Annotated in this window: 15 protein-coding genes; 14 read left to right on the forward strand and 1 reads right to left on the reverse strand. The window is 70.4% G+C overall.

Annotated elements, in window-relative coordinates; translation table 11 throughout:
- Positions 1-235 precede the first annotated feature (235 nt).
- Complete coding sequence (locus tag QNJ12_RS12070) at positions 236-844, forward strand: GNAT family N-acetyltransferase (RefSeq protein ID WP_300622900.1); 609 nt, start codon at positions 236-238, stop codon at positions 842-844.
- Between the two features lie 219 nt (positions 845-1,063).
- Here QNJ12_RS12070 and QNJ12_RS12075 read toward each other — a convergent pair whose 3' ends face one another.
- Complete coding sequence (locus QNJ12_RS12075) at positions 1,064-2,593, reverse strand: methyltransferase domain-containing protein (protein WP_300622901.1); 1,530 nt, start codon at positions 2,591-2,593, stop codon at positions 1,064-1,066.
- 55 nt (positions 2,594-2,648) lie between these two features.
- Here QNJ12_RS12075 and QNJ12_RS12080 point away from each other — a divergent pair, with 55 nt between their 5' ends.
- From QNJ12_RS12080 to QNJ12_RS12140, 13 genes are all read left to right on the forward strand, one after another.
- A complete protein-coding gene (locus QNJ12_RS12080; protein ID WP_300622902.1) occupies positions 2,649-3,254 on the forward strand; it encodes a histidine phosphatase family protein in 606 nt (201 codons plus the stop codon).
- Positions 3,255-3,395: 141 nt separating this feature from the next.
- A complete protein-coding gene (gene pyrR, locus QNJ12_RS12085) occupies positions 3,396-3,902 on the forward strand; it encodes a bifunctional pyr operon transcriptional regulator/uracil phosphoribosyltransferase PyrR (RefSeq protein WP_300622903.1) in 507 nt (168 codons plus the stop codon).
- Between the two features lie 34 nt (positions 3,903-3,936).
- Positions 3,937-4,884, forward strand: a complete 948-nt coding sequence (locus tag QNJ12_RS12090; protein WP_300622904.1) for an aspartate carbamoyltransferase catalytic subunit — start codon at positions 3,937-3,939, stop codon at positions 4,882-4,884.
- Between the two features lies 1 nt (position 4,885).
- Positions 4,886-6,178: a dihydroorotase gene (locus QNJ12_RS12095; protein WP_300622905.1), complete on the forward strand. Its 1,293-nt coding sequence runs from the start codon at positions 4,886-4,888 to the stop codon at positions 6,176-6,178.
- Between the two features lie 388 nt (positions 6,179-6,566).
- Positions 6,567-7,649 carry a glutamine-hydrolyzing carbamoyl-phosphate synthase small subunit gene (carA, locus tag QNJ12_RS12100; RefSeq protein ID WP_300622906.1) on the forward strand — a complete coding sequence of 361 codons (1,083 nt, stop codon included), beginning with the start codon at positions 6,567-6,569 and terminating at the stop codon, positions 7,647-7,649.
- Positions 7,649-10,960 carry a carbamoyl-phosphate synthase large subunit gene (gene carB / locus QNJ12_RS12105; protein ID WP_300622907.1) on the forward strand — a complete coding sequence of 1,104 codons (3,312 nt, stop codon included), beginning with the start codon at positions 7,649-7,651 and terminating at the stop codon, positions 10,958-10,960. The genes carA and carB overlap by 1 nt, the downstream gene beginning before the upstream one ends.
- 121 nt (positions 10,961-11,081) lie before the next feature.
- Complete coding sequence (locus QNJ12_RS12110) at positions 11,082-11,975, forward strand: dihydroorotate dehydrogenase (RefSeq protein WP_300622930.1); 894 nt, start codon at positions 11,082-11,084, stop codon at positions 11,973-11,975.
- Positions 11,976-11,979: 4 nt separating this feature from the next.
- Entirely contained in the window at positions 11,980-12,291 is a 312-nt protein-coding gene (mihF, locus tag QNJ12_RS12115; RefSeq protein WP_300622908.1) for an integration host factor, actinobacterial type, read from the forward strand.
- Positions 12,233-12,847 carry a guanylate kinase gene (gene gmk, locus QNJ12_RS12120; protein ID WP_300622909.1) on the forward strand — a complete coding sequence of 205 codons (615 nt, stop codon included), beginning with the start codon at positions 12,233-12,235 and terminating at the stop codon, positions 12,845-12,847. The genes mihF and gmk overlap by 59 nt, the downstream gene beginning before the upstream one ends.
- Positions 12,848-12,953: 106 nt before the next feature.
- The gene (gene rpoZ, locus QNJ12_RS12125) at positions 12,954-13,265 is read left to right on the forward strand and encodes a DNA-directed RNA polymerase subunit omega (RefSeq protein ID WP_300622910.1); all 312 of its coding nucleotides are present in this window, start codon (positions 12,954-12,956) and stop codon (positions 13,263-13,265) included.
- A gap of 10 nt (positions 13,266-13,275) precedes the next feature.
- Complete coding sequence (coaBC, locus tag QNJ12_RS12130; RefSeq protein WP_300622911.1) at positions 13,276-14,469, forward strand: bifunctional phosphopantothenoylcysteine decarboxylase/phosphopantothenate--cysteine ligase CoaBC; 1,194 nt, start codon at positions 13,276-13,278, stop codon at positions 14,467-14,469.
- Positions 14,470-14,546: 77 nt separating this feature from the next.
- Positions 14,547-15,734, forward strand: a complete 1,188-nt coding sequence (metK, locus tag QNJ12_RS12135; protein WP_300622912.1) for a methionine adenosyltransferase — start codon at positions 14,547-14,549, stop codon at positions 15,732-15,734.
- 82 nt (positions 15,735-15,816) lie between these two features.
- A complete protein-coding gene (locus QNJ12_RS12140) occupies positions 15,817-17,538 on the forward strand; it encodes a hypothetical protein (protein WP_300622913.1) in 1,722 nt (573 codons plus the stop codon).
- Positions 17,539-17,587: the final 49 nt, after the last annotated feature.

Genomic DNA, 17,587 nt, shown 5'->3' on the forward strand with positions numbered 1-17,587 from the left:
CGAGTACATCGTCATCGACCGCGTCCACGTCGGCGAGGCGCAACGCGACCTGCTGACCCAGCTCACCGGGCCGGGTGGCGAGTTCGAGGTGCTCTTCGACGTGGACGACGTGGTCGTGGCGCGCCGGCCGGACGGCTAACGCCCGGCTAACGCCGCGTCGGGCGACCTGGGTTTGTCTACCAACGGCACGTCGGGGACACCCGGGCGGGTGTCCGCCTAGGATCGCATTCTGGCGATGGTGGATCAGAAGACACGGTTGCGTCCGGCCACACCGGGACGTGATGAGGGGTTGGTGTTCGCCCGCTATCTCGATCAGGCAGCCGAGGGGTTCTTCGGCTTCATGCTCGGCCGCCAGGCCGCGAGCATCATCGCCGACGCTTACGCCGAGCCGGGCCACTCACTCTCGTACGAGCATGTGGTCTTCGCCGAGCGCGACGGTGTGATCGTCGGCATGAGCTTGGCGTACACGGATGAGCAGCATCGTGAGTTCTCCGACGAACCTCTCGAGCGTGCTGCAGGACGGGCGGCACGCCGGATGAAGATGGTCCGTGTTCTGCTCGCGCCGTTGTGGCGCATCTTGGAGACCGTGCCCGAAGGCGACTTCTACCTGCAGGCCATCGCGGTTGACCCCGAGCTCCGAGGAGCGGGGATCGGCACGCTCCTGTTGGAAGACGCCATCGAGCGTGGCACGCGCAACGGTTCGGCGAGGCTCACGCTGGATGTCGCCGCCAGGAACGACGGTGCTCGTCGGCTGTATGCCAGGAGAGGATTCGCCGAGTCCTCCGAATGGCCCAGTCCGCGCATTGTGCCGACCGTCTTCGTACGCATGACGCGAACTCTGTAGTCGAGGAGACGACGCGCCGCCCTTCACCGCGAGGTTGGGATCCCCCATCATCGACGCCGAGGCCTCCCGCGAGCTGAGAGATCCCTGCAAACCACCGGCTGACCCAACGGACGTCCAACGCGGCCCGCCGGTGCCCCCGATCGCCGGTTCGGCGTTGCGTCACAAACGAGACACGGTCGGCTGACGCGGCGCACTGGGTCCGGAGGGCGTCGGCGGCTGTCAGCCCGGTGCAGTCGCCACCGCGATGAGGTTCTTCCCGCGGGGCGGTCGCGGGACGAGGCGCTGCACGAGGCGGCTGATCGGCACGATGATCCGGTCGTACCCGGTCGACGAGACCCGATCGAGGCGGCCGACATCGAGCACCCGGTACATCAACCAGTACGGCGCCACCCCGAGCAGGTCGAAGTAGCGCACGTCGACGTCGTGGAAGCCGGCCTCGACCAGCAGGTCGTGGAGCTGGTGGGCGGCGTAGCGGCGGAAGTGGCCCGACTTGTAGTCGAGGCTGCCGTACAGGGACGGCATCGCCGGGACGAAGATGCCCAGGTGGCCGCCCGGCTCGAGCAGTCGCGCCGCCGTGCGCAACTCACCGAGGTCGTCCTCGATGTGCTCGAGCACGTTGACGTACAGGACGGCGTCGAACGTCGGGTGGCCCGGCGAGTCCGCCAGATCGAGCGACGTGACCTGCTGAGCGACGAGGTTCGGGTGATCGGCCGTGCGATCGTCGAGGCGCGGGAAGACGTTCGCAGCGGGTTCGATCGCATACACGGCGGCGGTGGGCCGGCGGCGGGCGATCTCGCCGGAGATCGCGCCGAGCCCGGCCCCGACCTCGAGGACCCGGGGCCCGAGCGAGGTCTCGAAGGCGTCGACGATCCAGCTCGTGAACCGACCCGCCGAGCTCAGTTCGGTCAACTCCTCCATGGCGCCGAACTCCGAGCCGGTCGCCGGCGCCTGATGGCGGAGTCGCCCGGACCGCGCCGCCCACGTGGCCTGGTCGACCGCAACCTCGGCCCGGATCGACCGTACGCGGCCGCGGATCCGGCGGACGTCCGCCCAGAACGCCGCGAGGTCGCCGAGGCGGAGGGGCGGCACCGCGGCGAAGCGCGGCCGGAAGATGATCGGCACCTCGTCGACGGTGAAGCCGTACGCCTGGGCCGCGGCGGCGAACTCGCAGTAGTAGCCGTAGTCGCCGTGGGTCGCCGGGTTCGTCGCGACCAGGTCGGCGGCGTCGGAGCGGATGACGCGGAACGACGTCGTGACGTCGCGCACCCGCCGGAGTCCGGTGGCGCGCGAGACCAGCCAGCTCGCGGCCCGGCTCAACCAGCTGCGGGCGAGCGTCGTCCCCGGCGCCGACCCGCCGCGCACCCAGCGGGAGCCGACCGTCAGCCCGCTGCCCTTCGCTCGGAACGACCGGATCAGGTCGGGCAGCTGGCGGGCGTCGTGGTGGCCGGCCGGGTCGAGGGTGACGATGAAGTCAGGCGCAAGCTGCTTGGAGGCGTACGTGAAGGCATCGCGCTGCGTGGCCCACGCCGACGTGCCGTCGGACACGACGACGTCGAGCGGCAGACCGAGTTCGCGGGCGGTCTGCCTCGCGAGCTCGGGCGTCTCGTCGGTCCCGCCGGTGTCGACCACCAGCACGTCGAGGCGGACGTCCTCGGTGGCGAGCTCGTGGGCCGCCGACGCCAGCTCGCCGAGCACGGCGGGGATCGAGCGGGCGTGGTTCTCGGAGACGAGGACGACCGTGCCGCGCATCGGGCCGAGCCTAGACCCGCTCGCCCGCGCCCGCTCGGGCAGCCAAGATGGTGCGATGCCGAACCAGCTGCTGGTCATCCGCCACGGCGAGACCGAGTGGTCGCGGCTCGGGCGGCACACGGGGCGGACCGACGTCCCGCTCACCGACATCGGCCGCGACGAGGCACGCGCGGCGGCCCGCACGCTCGCTGGCTGGTCGATCGAGCGGGCCTATACGAGCCCGCTATCGCGGGCTCGCGAGACGGCCGAGCTGGTCGCGCCGGCGTGCGGCGTCACCGTCGTCGACGACCTCGTCGAGTGGGACTACGGCGCGTACGAGGGCGAGACGACGCCGCAGACCCGGCGTGTCATTCCCGACTGGTCGGTGTGGACACACGACATCACCGGTGGGGAGGCGGTCGGCGACGTCGGTGCCCGTGCGGACGCGTTCCTCGATCGTGTCGACCGCGACGTCAGCGGCGCCAACGTCGCCGTCTTCGCCCACGGGCACCTGCTCGCGATCCTCATTGCCCGGTGGTGCGGACTCGCCGCCGTCGAGGGTCGTCGCTTCGCACTGGCGACGGCGACCGTCAGCCTGCTCGGCTGGCACCGCGATGATCGGGTGATCAGGGCGTTGAACCACCGGTGCGGCGACGAGCTCGACCCGCCGTCGCGGGCCTGAGCACGAGCTCGGGGCCGGGTGAGGTGAAGAAAAAGTACAGGCGGGTTCGATGACCACCGCGCGCCCGAAGCCGCGCTGCTAGGTTCGACGCTCGACCGTGAAGCGGGTCCCGTGAGGCCCGTACGGCAGGAGCCAATCGACGTGACGAACTCGAAGCAGGTCCTCGGGCCTGACGACGTGCGCAGGGCCGTGACCCGCATGGCGCACGAGATCATCGAGCGCAATCGTGGCCTTGCCGGCGTCGCACTGATCGGTCTGCAGCGTGGCGGCGTGTGGCTCGCCGAGGCGCTCGGTGACGAGATCGCCCGCATCGGCGACGGCATCCCCGTCGGCTCGATCGACGTGTCGCTGTACCGCGACGACATCGGATTGCGCCCGGTATCGCCGGGCAGCGTGAGCGAGATCACCTTCGAGATCGACGGCACGACCGTGGTGCTGGTCGACGACGTGCTGTACACGGGTCGCACCGTGAAGGCGGCGCTCGACGCGATCACCGACTACGGCCGCCCGAGCGCCGTGCAGCTCGCGGTCCTCGTCGACCGGGGGCACCGCGAACTGCCGATCCGCCCCGACTTCATCGGCAAGAACCTGCCCACCTCGCCCGACGAGAGCGTGAGCGCCACGGCGGACGGGGTGACCATCTCATGACGATGCCGGCCCGCGGTGGCAGGGGAGTGGACAGGTGAAGCACTTCCGCTCGATCGACGAGACCGGCGCCGACTCGGTCCTCCGCCTGCTCGACCTGGCGGACCACATGGCCGAGGTCAACCGGCGGCCCAACCCGAAGGTGCCGGCGCTCCGCGGCAAGACCGTCTGCAACGTGTTCTTCGAGGACTCGACGCGCACGCGGCTGAGCTTCGAGACCGCCGCGAAGCGGCTGTCGGCCGACACGATGACGTTCTCCGTCGGGACGTCGAGCGTCAAGAAGGGCGAGAGCCTGCGCGACACGATCGAGACGATCGCGGCGATGGGCGTCGATGCGTTCGTCATCCGGCACGGATCGAGTGGTGTGCCGTGGCAGGCCGCGCAGTGGACGAATGCGAGCATCATCAACGCCGGCGACGGCTGGCACTCGCACCCCACGCAGGCGCTGCTCGACTGCTACACGATCAGGAGCGCCCTGAACCGGACGACCGGCTTCGACGGGTTGCGGATCGCGATCGTCGGCGACGTCAAGCACAGCCGCGTCGCACGGAGTGACATCCGCGCCTTCGGGCTGCTCGGCGCCGACGTCACGCTGGTCGCGCCCCGGACGTTGCTGCCGCCGAGCGTCGACGTGCCGGTCGTCGCCGAGCTCGACGAGGTGATCGACGACATCGACGTGCTCTACCTGCTCCGCATGCAGCGCGAGCGGATGACCGAGTCCCTGGTGCCGTCGCTGCGCGAGTACACGACCCGTTTCGGGCTCACGCCCGAGCGGGCGTCACGGCTGCCCGAGCACGCGCTGATCATGCATCCGGGCCCGATGAACCGGGGCGTGGAGATGGCGGTCGACCCGTCCGAGCTCCCGGGCGCGGTGATCACGCAGCAGGTCACGAACGGCATCGCCGTGCGCATGGCCGTGCTGTTCGAGCTGCTGGGCAGCGGTGGCGGCCTGGGCAGTGGGAACGATCTGGAGAGCGAGGGATGACATGTTGATCCGAGGCGGCACCGTGCTCGACCAGGCCGGTCGGCGTCGATCCGACGTGCGTCTCGAGGAGGGCCGCGTCGGCGAGGTCGCGCCCGATCTCGCGCCGGCCGACGGGGAGGAGATCCTCGACGCCGCAGGGTGCATCGTCAGCCCCGGCTTCGTCGACCTGCACACGCACCTGCGCGAGCCCGGCAGAGAAGAGGCCGAGACCATCGAGACCGGCTCGCGGGCCGCCGCCAGGGGCGGGTTCACCTGTGTGGTCGCGATGCCCAACACCGACCCGACGCAGGATTCCGTGAGCGTCGTCGAGTTCGTGCGGGCGCAGGGCGAGGCGGCCGGGCTGTGTGACGTGCGGCCCTCGGGGTCGATCACGATCGGTCGGCTCGGCGAGCAGCTGTCGCCGCTGGCCGAGCTGGCGGCCGTCGGCGTGCACCTCTTCACCGACGACGGCGACGGTGTGCAGGATCCGCTGCTGATGCGGCGCGCGCTCGAGTACGCCGCCGACCTGCACCACGACGGCACCCCGATCGTGCTCGCGCAGCACTGCGAGGTGAAGCGCCTCACCGAGGGTGCGGTGATGCACGAGGGGCACTGCTGCTCGCGGTTCGGATTGCCGGGCTGGCCGGCCGTCGCCGAGGAGCTGATGGTGTACCGCGACATCGAGCTCGTGCGGCTGACCGGCGCCCCGGTCCACATCCTCCACCTCTCGACCGCGCGCAGCGTCGAGCTGGTGCGGGCCGCCAAGGCCGACGGCCTGCCGGTCACCGCCGAGGCGACGCCCCACCACATCAGCCTCACCGACGAGCTGCTCGAGGGCTACAGCGCGATCTACAAGGTCAACCCGCCGCTCCGGACGATGGCCGACGTCGAGGCCGTCCGAGCCGGTCTCGCCGACGGCACGATCGACGCGATCGCCACCGACCACGCCCCCCACGCTCCCGAGACGAAGGAGCAGCCCCTCGACCAGGCGCCGCCCGGCATGCTCGGCCTCGAGACCGCGCTCGGGGTGAGCCTCGCCCATCTCGACATGGACGTCACCAACGTCGTCGCCGCGCTGTCGTGGAAGCCGGCCGCCATCGCCGGCGTCGCCGACGAGCACGGTCGCCCGATCGAAGCCGGAGAACCGGCGAACCTCACCGTCTTCGATCCCGACGAGACGTGGGAGGTCCAACCGGCCAACCTCGCCAGCAAGAGCCGGAACACCCCGTACATCGGCGTCCCCCTCACCGGAAGGACACGTCACACCATCCTGCGAGGAACGGCAGTCGTGATCGACGGAGCAGCCACGAGATGACCAACTTGCATAGTCATACGATAGCCTGCATGAACATGCCAGCCCGCAAGCTGTCGCGAGACGCAGGCCGAGAAGTGCCGCGACGAGCAGGCCGAGAGATGTTGCAAGAGGTAGGTGCCAAGCGCACCGCGCCCATCTCACGCGCGTGTGACAGCGACGGCGAGCGCAGCGAGCCTTGGAGCGTTCAACATGACGTTGAGAACTGGAGCCGCGTCGCGACGCGCACGACACGCGTCGAACCCGTCGCGACGCGCACGACACGCGTCGAACCCGTCGCGACGCGCACGACACGCGCCGAACCCGTCGCGACGCGCACGACACGCGCCGAACCCCTCGCGACGCGTTCAGCACGCGCCGAACCCGTCGCGACGCGACACGAGGTGACCCCATGACCCTTCGTGACGGAGCGCTGGTGCTGGCCGACGGCAGCGTGTTCGAGGGTGAGTTGATCGGGGCGCCCGGCGCCGTCGCAACCGGTGAGGTGGTGTTCAACACGGCGCTGTCCGGCTACCAGGAGATCATCACCGACCCCAGCTACGCCGGCCAGATCATCTCGTTCACCTACCCGCACATCGGGAACTACGGCGTCAACGACGCCGACGACGAGTCGCGCGCCGCATTCTGCCGCGGGATCGTGGTGCGCGACCTGGCCCGCCGTCACAGCAACCATCGGTCGCAGGGACACCTCGACGAGCTGCTGCACCGGCACGGGATTCCGGGCATCGCGGGCATCGACACCCGGCGCCTGACCCGCTTGATCCGCGACCACGGGGCGATCCCGGGTGCGTTCGGCGACGCCGACGAGGCGACGTTGCGGGCGGCCGCTGCCGCCGAACCCGGGACCGACGGCGTCGATCTCGTCGCGCAGGTCACGACCGACGAGCCGTACGTCGCCGGCAGCGGCGACCGGCTGATCGTCGCTTACGACTTCGGCATCAAGACCACGATCGTCCGGCATCTCGCCGAGCTCGGACGGGTCGAGGTCGTGCCCGCCTCGACGAGTGCGGCCGACGTGCTCGCACGCGAGCCCGACGGCGTGTTCCTCTCCAACGGTCCCGGCGACCCGGCCACGGTGCAGTACGCCGCGAACGAGATCGCCGGGCTGGTCGGGAACGTGCCGCTGTTCGGGATCTGCCTCGGGCACCAGCTCCTCGGCCGAGCGCTCGGCGCCGGCACGGTGAAGCTGCCCTTCGGCCATCACGGCGGCAACCAACCCGTCAAGAACCTCGACACCGACACGATCGAGATCACCAGTCAGAACCACAACTTCGCCGTCGACGCCGACTCGTTCGCCGGTCTCGACCGGGAGCTCCGCATGACCCACGTCAACCTCAACGACGGCGTGTGCGAGGGGTTGGAGGTGGTCGGGGAGCGGTGCTTCAGCGTGCAACACCATCCCGAGGCCGGACCCGGCCCGCACGACAGCCGGTACCTGTTCGCCCAGTTCGACGAGCTCATGGGGGCGGGCTGATGCCGAGGCGCGACGACATCGAGTCGATCCTGATCATCGGCTCCGGACCGATCGTGATCGGCCAGGCGTGCGAGTTCGACTACTCGGGCACGCAGGCGTGCCGGGTGCTCCGCGAGGAGGGGTACCGGGTGATCCTCGCCAACTCGAACCCGGCGACGATCATGACCGACCCCGACTTCGCCGACGCCACCTACGTCGAGCCGCTCACCTGGGAGGTCCTCGCCACGATCATCGAGCGTGAGCAACCCGATGCCGTGCTGCCGACGCTCGGCGGTCAGACCGGCCTCAACGTGGCGATGCAGCTGTTCGAACGCGGCCTGATCGGCGTGCCCGGCACACCCGAGATGATCGGCGCGAACGCCGACGCGATCGCCACCGCCGAGGACCGCGAGCGGTTCAAGGAGGCGATGATCGAGATCGGCCTCGACGTGCCCCGTTCGGGCGTTGCACGCGACCTCGACGAGGCCCGCAAGATCGTGGCCGAGATCGGGCTCCCCGTCATCATCCGTCCCGCGTACATCCTCGGCGGCCGCGGCACCGGCATCGCATCGGACGACGAGGAGTTCGAACGGGTCGCCGCGAACGGTCTCGCCGCGAGCCCGATCGGCGAGATCCTCATCGAGGAGTCGATCGCGGGTTGGAAGGAGTACGAGCTCGAGGTGATGCGCGACCGCGGCGACAACTGCGTGATCATCTGCTCGATCGAGAACGTCGACCCGATGGGCGTCCACACCGGCGACTCGATCACGGTCGCTCCCCAGCAGACGCTGACCGACGTCGAGTACCAGCAGATGCGCGACGCAGCCCTTGCCTGCATCCGGCGCGTCGGCGTCGAGACCGGTGGTTCGAACGTGCAGTTCGCCGTCGACCCGGCGACGGGTCGCCAGGTGGTCATCGAGATGAACCCCAGGGTGTCGCGCAGTTCCGCGCTGGCATCGAAGGCGACCGGCTTCCCGATCGCCAAGATCGCCGCCAAGCTCGCCGTCGGCTACACGCTCGACGAGATCCCGAACGACATCACGAAGGCGACGCCGGCGAGCTTCGAGCCGGTGATCGACTACGTGGTGACCAAGATCCCGCGGTGGGCGTTCGAGAAGCTGCCCGGCACATCGGGTGTGCTCGGCACGCAGATGCAGTCGGTCGGCGAGGTGATGTCGATCGGTCGCACGTTCCCCGAGAGCCTCCAGAAGGGGCTGCGATCGCTCGAGCAGGGGCGGATGGGCCTCAACGCCGACCAGGCCGCTGCTCAGTACGACACGATGACCGACGAGGACCTCCTCGCCGCGATCGCCGTCGCGACGCCCGACCGGATCTTCCAGGTCGGCGAGCTCTTGCACCGCGGGCGTTCGATCGAGGAGGTCCACGACGCATGCCGGATCGACCCGTGGTTCCTCGATCAGATGTCGATGATCGTCGAGGAGCAGCGCGAGCTGGTCCACATCGGTCAGGATGCGATCGGCGCCCGGCAGCTCAGGCGGGCCAAGCGGCTGGGCTTCTCCGACGCGCAGCTCGCGCACCTCTGGGGCAGCGACGAGGCGACCGTGCGCTCGGCACGCAAGGCGCTCGGCGTGCTGCCGACCTACAAGACCGTCGACACGTGCGCCGCCGAGTTCGCGGCCGAGACGCCGTATCACTACTCGACGTACGAGGACGAGAGCGAGGTCCGCGCGTCCGAGCGCCGGAAGGTCGTGATCCTCGGGTCGGGCCCGAACCGGATCGGTCAGGGCATCGAGTTCGACTACTGCTGCGTCCACGCCAGCTTCGCCCTGCGAGATGCCGGCTACGAGACGGTGATGGTCAACTGCAACCCCGAGACCGTCTCGACCGACTACGACACCAGCGACCGCCTCTACTTCGAGCCGCTCACCAAGGAGGACGTCCTCAACGTGATCGATGCCGAGCGGCCGCACAGCGTCATCGTCTCGCTCGGTGGGCAGACGCCGCTCAAGCTCGCGGGCGAGATCCCGCCCGACCTCGTGGCGGGCACCTCGGCGCAGTCGATCGACGACGCCGAGGACCGCGAGAAGTGGAACCAGCTCTGCGACGAGCTCAACATCCCGCAACCGGCGGGAGGGACCGCGGTCGACCTCGACCAGGCGTACACGATCACCGACCGCATCGGCTTCCCGGTGCTCGTCCGCCCGAGCTACGTCCTCGGCGGGCGCGCGATGCAGATCGTCGACGACCGCAAGCAGCTCGCAGCGGCGATGGACGAGCTCAGCGGCTACGGCAGCCTCGGCAAGGAAGGGGGGCTGTCCGCCGAGCGTCCGGTGCTGATCGATCGGTTCCTCGGCAGCGCCACCGAGGTCGACGTCGACGCGATCCGCGACCACACCGGCGAGGTGATCATCGGCGGCATCATGGAGCACGTCGAGGAAGCCGGCGTGCACTCCGGCGACTCGGCCTGTGCGATCCCGCCCCAGACGCTGCCCGACTGGGTGGTCGAGGTCATCAAGGCCTACACCGAGGCGATCGCCCAGCGGCTCGACGTCCGCGGGCTGATCAACGTGCAGTTCGCCGTCGCCGGCGGGGTCGTCTACGTCATCGAGGCGAACCCGCGCGCCAGCCGCACCGTGCCCTTCGTCGCCAAGGCCCGTGGGATCCCGCTCGCCAAGGTGGCGACGCGCGTCATGCTGGGCGCCACCCTCGCCGAGCTCCGCGACGAGGGCCTCCTGCGGCCGCCGATCGACGGGCACGTCGCGGTCAAGGAAGCGGTCCTGCCCTTCACCCGGTTCCCCGAGGTCGACCCGGCGCTCGGCCCCGAGATGCGTTCGACGGGCGAGGTGATGGGCATCGACTCGTCGTTCGGGCGTGCGTTCTTCAAGGCCGAGATCTCGGCCGGCAACGCCCTCCCGACCGCCGGCACCGTGTTCCTGTCGGTCAACGACCAGGACAAGCCGGCCGGGCTCGTCGTCGCCAAGCGGATGCGAGAGCGCGGGCTCGGGCTGGTCGCGACGAAGGGCACGGCGGACTACCTCGCCTCGTTCGGGGTCGAGGTCGACCGCGTGCTCGGCAAGGTGCAGGACGCCGACGGCGGGCAGACCGCCGTCGATCTGCTGGCCGACGGCACCATCGTGTTCGTCGTGAACACGCCGCGAGGCTCGGTCGGCCGCAGCGACGGCGAGCACATCCGAAAGACCGCGAGCATGCACCACGTCGGCTGCGTGACCACCGTCAGCGCCGCGCTCGCTGCCGCCCAGGGCCTCGGCGAATCACCCCAGGAGCTCCCCGTGCGCTCTCTGCAGGAATACCATGCCGCGGGGGAGGGTGGGTCCTCCCCCGAAGCCCCCTCCCGGCGCGGCTCGACGTGACCTCGTGGGGACCGGGCCGGCCGAGCCGGCCCTGGAGCGGACACGTCGGTGGTGACCCCGACGGTTGCGAATTCCACCGCGTGCGATCCGAGGCGCTCGCCTCGTGAGGGTCGATACGCGGGTGCGGGTCGGGTCGGTGGAGCTGCGCAGCCCGGTCATGACCGCTTCGGGGACCGCCGGGTACGGCGACGAGTTCGCGGCGTACTTCGATCTCGCCTCGATCGGCGCCGTCGTCACGAAGTCGATCGCGCCGTACCCGTGGGACGGCAACCCGGCCCCGCGCGTGCACGCCACGCCGCAGGGCATGATCAACGCCGTCGGTCTCCAGGGTCCCGGCGTCGAGGACTGGCTGACCGAGCGCCTCCCGGCGCTGCTCGACACGGGTGCCACGGTGGTGTGCAGCATCTGGGGTCGCACGGTCGACGACTACCGGCGGGCGGCGGAGATGCTGGCCGATGCGCCGCAGGCCGTGGTCGCGGTCGAGGTCAACCTGTCGTGCCCGAACCTCGAGGGACGGGGCGGCATCTTCGCGCACGACGCCGATCTCTCGTCGGCCGTCGTCGAGGCCACCCGAGCCTGCGGTCGGCCGAGGTGGGCCAAACTGAGCCCCAACACCGATCGCCTGGTCGAGGTCGCCGAGGCCTGCCGGCTCGCCGGGGCCGAGGCGGTGACGCTCGTCAACACCGTGCTCGGCATGGTGATCGACCCCGAGACGCTGCGACCGGCGCTGGGCAACGGCGGGGGAGGGCTGTCGGGCCGGGCGATCCATCCCATCGCCGTCCGGGCGGTCCACGACGTGCGTCAGGCGCTCCCGGACCTGCCGATCGTCGGGGTCGGCGGGGTCGCGTCGGGGTGGGACGCGGCCGAGCTCATGGTGGCGGGCGCCCAGGCGGTCCAGGTCGGGACCGCGAGCTTCGCCGACCCGCGTGCGTGCGCCCGGATCAGCCGGGAGCTCGCCGAATGGGCCGACGAGCGAGGGATTGACGCCCTGGTAGATCTGGGCGCGGTAGTTTGAGTTCATGGCAACACCTCCGCAACTGACACCGGAGCAAAGAGCTGCTGCTCTCGTGAAGGCGGCCGAGGCGCGCGCTGCACGGGCGGATATCAAGGCCCGCTTGAAGATGGGCTCGATGAGCCTGTCCGAAGCGCTCGATTCGGACGACCCGAACGTCGGCAAGCTCAAGGTGGTCGCGATGCTGGAATCCCTGCCCGGCGTGGGCAAGGTGAAGGCTCGACGGGTCATGGAGGAGATCGGCATCGCCGAGAACCGCCGTGTGCAGGGCCTGGGCGCCCAGCAGCGTTCAGCCCTGCGCGACCAGCTTGGCTCATGAGCAACTGATCATCGTCGTCTCCGGCCCCGGGGGCGTGGGAAAGGGCACGATCGTCGATGCCCTGGTGCGGCGCGATCCGTGCCTGTGGCTGAGCCGATCGTGGACCACCCGCGAACGCCGCGCCGGCGAACGCGACGATGCCTACGTGTTCACCACCGCCGAGGCGTTCGAGGAGCTGATCACGGCCGGCGGCTTCCTCGAGTGGACCGAGTTCCTCGGCAATTACTACGGCACCCCCCGCCCCGATCGCCTCGGCACCGGCGCCGACATCGTGCTCGAGATCGAGCTCGACGGCGCGCAGCAGGTGAAGCGCCAGTATCCCGACGCGGTGCTGATCTTCGTCCTGCCCCCGTCGCGACACGAGCAGGAACGGCGCCTCCGCGGCCGCGGCGACCCCGACGACAAGGTGCACGCACGGCTCCGCAAGGCCGAGAACGAAGAACCGGTCGGCCGCGAGCAGGCCGACTACGTCGTGGTCAACGACGAGCTCGAGCGGACCGTCGACGAGATGATGACGATCATCGAGCGCGAGCGCGGTCTCCGTCGCTCCGCCTGACCGGGCGTTCGCCCGGCCCGGGCGGTCAGCGCCCGGCCACCGCCTGGTCGGAGAGAACCGCCGCTAGGGTGTCACGGCTGCAAATTCGCCCACAAGGAGCTGGTTCATGGCGCACAGCCACGAGACGATGATGACGCCCGCGATCGAGGGTCTGCTCGGTCGCGTCGATTCCAAGTTCAGCCTGGTCACGCTGGCCGCCCGGCGGGCCCGCAACATCAACTCGTACTTCAACCAGCTCGGCGACGGTCTCGGCCACATGATCCCGCCACAGGTGTCGTCGACCTCGCGCAAGCCGTTGAGCATCGCCTTCGAGGAGATCTCGGTCGACAAGATCGTGCAGACCGACGCTCCGGAGGAGCCCGAGGTCGACGAGCTGGCGCTGCCCGAGGGCGACGCCGACGTGGCCGCCGACGACTGACGAGCCGACCGTGCTCGCCGGCAAGCGCATCGTCCTCGGGGTCACCGGGGGCATCGCCGCCTACAAGTCGGTCGAGCTGTGCCGCCGCCTCATCGACGCCGGCGCACACGTCGTGCCGGTCATGACGGCCGGCGCCGAGCGCTTCCTCGGGACGACGACGCTGTCCGCGCTCGCCAGCGAGCCGGTCAGGACCCGGCTCTGGGACGATCCCGAGACACCGATCCCGCACACCAAGCTCGGCCAGAACGCCGATCTCGTCCTCGTCGCCCCCGCCACGGCGCGCATCATCGGGGCCTACGCGGCGGGCCTGTCGACCGATCTCCTGACCAACGTGCTGCTCGCGACCCGGGCGCCGGTCGTCGTCTGCCCCGCGATGCACACCGAGATGTGGGAGCACCCCGCGGTCGTCGACAACGTCGCCACCCTCCGCGCCAGGGGCGTCCACGTCGTCGACCCCGAGAGCGGTCGGCTCGCCGGGGGCGACGTCGGTGCCGGCAGGCTGGCATCCCCGGAGTCGATCGTCGCGGCGGTCGAGGCCGTCCTCGCGCCGGGCGATCTCACCGGGCAGCGCGTCGTCGTCAGCGCGGGCGGCACACGCGAGCCGATCGACGCCGTTCGTGTCCTCGCCAACCGCAGCTCCGGCAAGCAGGGCTATGCGCTCGCCGCCGAGGCGGCCGCTCGCGGCGCGGCCGTCACCCTGGTGTCGACCGTCGACCTGCCCACACCCGGCGGCGTCGAGCTCGTGCCCGTCGAGACCGCCGACGAGATGAAGTCGGCCATGGATCGGCTGGCGCCGACCGCCGACGTCGTCGTGATGGCGGCTGCCGTCGCCGATTTCCGCCCGGCCGACCCGTCCGACGGCAAGCTGAAGAAGCGCGACGGCGTGCCGGTCATCTCGCTCGAACCGACGCCCGACATCCTGGCCGGTCTCGGCGCCGCCAAGCCCGACGGCCAGGTGCTCGTCGGGTTCGCCGCCGAGACCGACGATCTCGCGGCCAACGCCGCCGAGAAGCTCGACGCCAAGCGACTCGATCTGATCGTCGCCAACGACGTGAGCGCGCCCGAGACGGGCTTCGCCCACGACACGAACGCCGTGACGATCCTGGCGCCCGATTCGCCAGCATGTACGGTTCCGCTGGCCGACAAGCGTACGATTGCCGCCGCTGTGTTCGACCGTGTGGTCCAGATCCGGAGCGGCGGCTAGCCGGCAAACACTCGCAAACCAATCTCTCGGCCGGCCCGTTCCGGTGCTCGCCGATCGTACCCAGCAAGGAAGTGAACGTGGCTCGTTGGACATTCAGCTCGGAGAGCGTGACCGAAGGTCACCCCGACAAGATGGCGGATCAGGTCAGCGACTCCGTCCTCGACGCCATCCTGGCCGAGGATCCGCACGGTCGCGTGGCATGCGAGACGATGGTCACGACCGGCCTGTGCGTCGTCGCCGGTGAGATCACGACGAGCGCCTACGTCGAGATCCCGCGGATCGCCCGCGACACCATCAAGGAGATCGGCTACGACAACGCTCACTACGGCTTCGACGGCAACACGTGCGGCGTCATCGTCTCGATCGACGAGCAGAGCCCCGACATCGCCGCGGGTGTCGACACCAGTGAGGAGGTTCGCGACGGCTCGGCCGGCGAGGACCAGCTCAACCTCCAGGGCGCCGGCGACCAGGGCATGATGTTCGGCTACGCCTGCAACGAGACCGACGATCTCATGCCGCTCCCGATCTGGACGGCACACCGGCTCGCCGAGCGCCTCGCCGAGGTCCGCAAGTCGTGCCAGCTGCCGTACCTGCGCCCCGACGGCAAGACGCAGGTCACCTACGAGTACGAGGACGGCCGGCCGATCGGTCTGAAGAGCGTCCTGATCTCCACCCAGCACCAGGACGGCGTCGACCGCGACACGGTCATCCGCCCCGACCTGATCGAGCAGGTCATCCGGCCGATCGTGCCCGAGCAGTTCAAGGACGACGAGTACGAGGTGTACGTCAACCCGACCGGCAACTTCGTGATCGGCGGCCCCCACGGCGACTGCGGCCTGACGGGTCGCAAGATCATCGTCGACACCTACGGCGGGATGGGTCGCCACGGTGGCGGGGCGTTCTCGGGCAAGGACCCCTCGAAGGTCGACCGCTCGGCCGCCTACGCCAGCCGCTGGGTCGCCAAGCACGTCGTCGCCAGCGGCGCCGCCGACCGATGCGAGGTCCAGGTGGCCTACGCGATCGGCGTCGCCCACCCCCTCAGCATCCTCGTCGAGACGTTCGGCACCAACCACGTCGACGTGGCGGCGATCGAGAAGGCCGTGCGAGAGGTGTTCGACCTCCGCCCGGGTGCCATCGTGCGCGACCTCGATCTCAAGCGGCCCGTCTACAAGCGCACCGCCGCGTACGGCCACTTCGGGCGCAACGACTTCTCCTGGGAGCAGACCGGCCGCCTCGACGACTTCATGTCCGCCGTCGGCCTCTGAGCGGGGGACGCCGTCGGTCGCTGGTGGTTCGGCCACCTCGGGCCGCTGACCGTGGACCGTTGACCTGGGTCCGGCACCGGTGGTGACGGTCGCTCGCGTCCTCCCCAACGTCACCGGGCTCGACAAGCACTTCGACTACGTCGTCCCCGACCAGCTGGCAGCCGGCGCGGTGGCCGGTGCGGTCGTCCGCGTCGAGCTGCACGGTCGGCGCGTCGGTGGCTGGATCGTCGAGATCGACCCCGCCGACGCCCACGACGACGCCGACCTCAAGCCGATCGCGAAGATCACCGGGCGAGGCCCCGACCCAGAACTCATCGATCTGGCCGACTGGGCCTCGGTTCGTTGGGTGGGGCGGCGTCGTCACTTCCTGCAGGCGGCTTCACCGCATCGCGCGGTCCTGGCCCTGCCACCCACGCAGCGGACCGGCAACGTCTCCGAGCCGCGGTCGCCGGCGACGACCGAGCTGCTGGCCCGGGGCGGCGGTGTGCTCCGGCTGCCACCGACCAGCGATCCGATGCCTGCCGTGCTCAGCGCGGCCGCCACCGGGCCGACGCTGGTCATCGTGCCGTCGGTCGAGCAGGCGATGCTGCTCGGCGCCCGGCTCCGGCGCGGAGGGTTGACCGTGGCGGTCGTGCCCGACGACTGGGCGGCCGCGGCCGGTGGTGTCGACGTGGTCATCGGCAGCAGGATCGCCGCCTGGGCACCCTGCCCAGACATGGCGGCCGCGGTCGTCGTCGACGAACACGACGAGGCGCTCCAGGATGAGGCGTCGCCGACGTGGCATGCCCGAGACGTGGTGATCGAGCGATGCCGACGGGCCGGCGCGCCCGTCGTGCTGGTCTCACCGAGCCCGACGCTCGTCGCACTCGAGTGGGGCGTGCTGGTGCGGCCCTCCCACGAGCGGGAACGAAGCGGCTGGCCGATCATCGACGTGATCGATCGCACCGACGAGGAGCCGTGGAAGCGGTCGCTGGTCACGTCCGAGCTCGTCCGCCATCTGCGCGACCCCGATCGGGTCGTCGTCTGTGTCAGCAACACGACCGGCCGCGCTCGCCTGCTGGCCTGCCGCCAGTGCCGGGCGCTCACGCGCTGCCGACGTTGTGACGCCGCGGTCGTGCTCGACGACGAGCGGCGGCTCGCCTGTCTCCGGTGCGGCACGGTCCGACCACCGGTGTGTCTCGAGTGTGGGGCAGGGCGGTTCGCCAACCTGCGACCCGGCGTGACCCGCCTCAGGGAGGAGCTGGAGGCCGCTGCGAACCGGCCCGCCGTGCTGGTCACCGGCGAGGGGCCCGAGCGACCCGAGGCAGCCGGCGTCTACGTCGGCACCGAGGCTGCGCTCCACCGCGTACCCGGCGCCGACACGGTCGCGTTCCTCGACTTCGATCGCGAGCTGCTGGCGCCCCGCTACCGGGCCGGTGAGCAGGCGATGGCGCTCCTCGTCAGGGCGGCCCGCCTGGTCGGCCCCCGAGCCCGCGGCGGTCGGATCCTGATCCAGACCTTCGTACCGCATCACGACGTGGTGCAGGCCGCGCTCCTCGCCGATCCGGGCCGCATGGTCGAGGCCGAACGAAGCCGCCGGGCGATGCTGGGGCTGCCGCCGTTCGGCGCCTATGCCGAGATCCGGGGCGCCGGGAGCGACGAGTTCGTCGGCAGTGTCGAGCCGAGCGGGGATGTCGTCATCGCGGGCGGCGACGGCGACTACGTGGCCCGCGCCGATTCGTGGACCGCACTCGGACACACACTGAGCACCGGCGTCCGTCCCGCGGGAAGCCGTCTCAGGATCGCCGTCGACCCGCCGCGCTGAGCCGAGCGGCCGGCGAAGAACGCCGGATTGCCGTCGCACCAAAGCAGCG

Source organism: Ilumatobacter sp., from assembly GCF_030065885.1.
In the GTDB taxonomy this organism is placed as follows: Bacteria; Actinomycetota; Acidimicrobiia; order Acidimicrobiales; family Ilumatobacteraceae; genus Ilumatobacter.

Coding starts and splice junctions, on each gene's coding strand:
- QNJ12_RS12070 (WP_300622900.1), top strand. CDS start 236: ATGGTGGATCAGAAGACACGGTTGCGTCCGGCCACACCGGGACGTGAT.
- QNJ12_RS12095 (WP_300622905.1), top strand. CDS start 4,886: ATGTTGATCCGAGGCGGCACCGTGCTCGACCAGGCCGGTCGGCGTCGA.
- carB (WP_300622907.1), top strand. CDS start 7,649: ATGCCGAGGCGCGACGACATCGAGTCGATCCTGATCATCGGCTCCGGA.
- mihF (WP_300622908.1), top strand. CDS start 11,980: ATGGCAACACCTCCGCAACTGACACCGGAGCAAAGAGCTGCTGCTCTC.
- carA (WP_300622906.1), top strand. CDS start 6,567: ATGACCCTTCGTGACGGAGCGCTGGTGCTGGCCGACGGCAGCGTGTTC.
- rpoZ (WP_300622910.1), top strand. CDS start 12,954: ATGGCGCACAGCCACGAGACGATGATGACGCCCGCGATCGAGGGTCTG.
- QNJ12_RS12080 (WP_300622902.1), top strand. CDS start 2,649: ATGCCGAACCAGCTGCTGGTCATCCGCCACGGCGAGACCGAGTGGTCG.
- QNJ12_RS12075 (WP_300622901.1), bottom strand. CDS start 2,593: ATGCGCGGCACGGTCGTCCTCGTCTCCGAGAACCACGCCCGCTCGATC.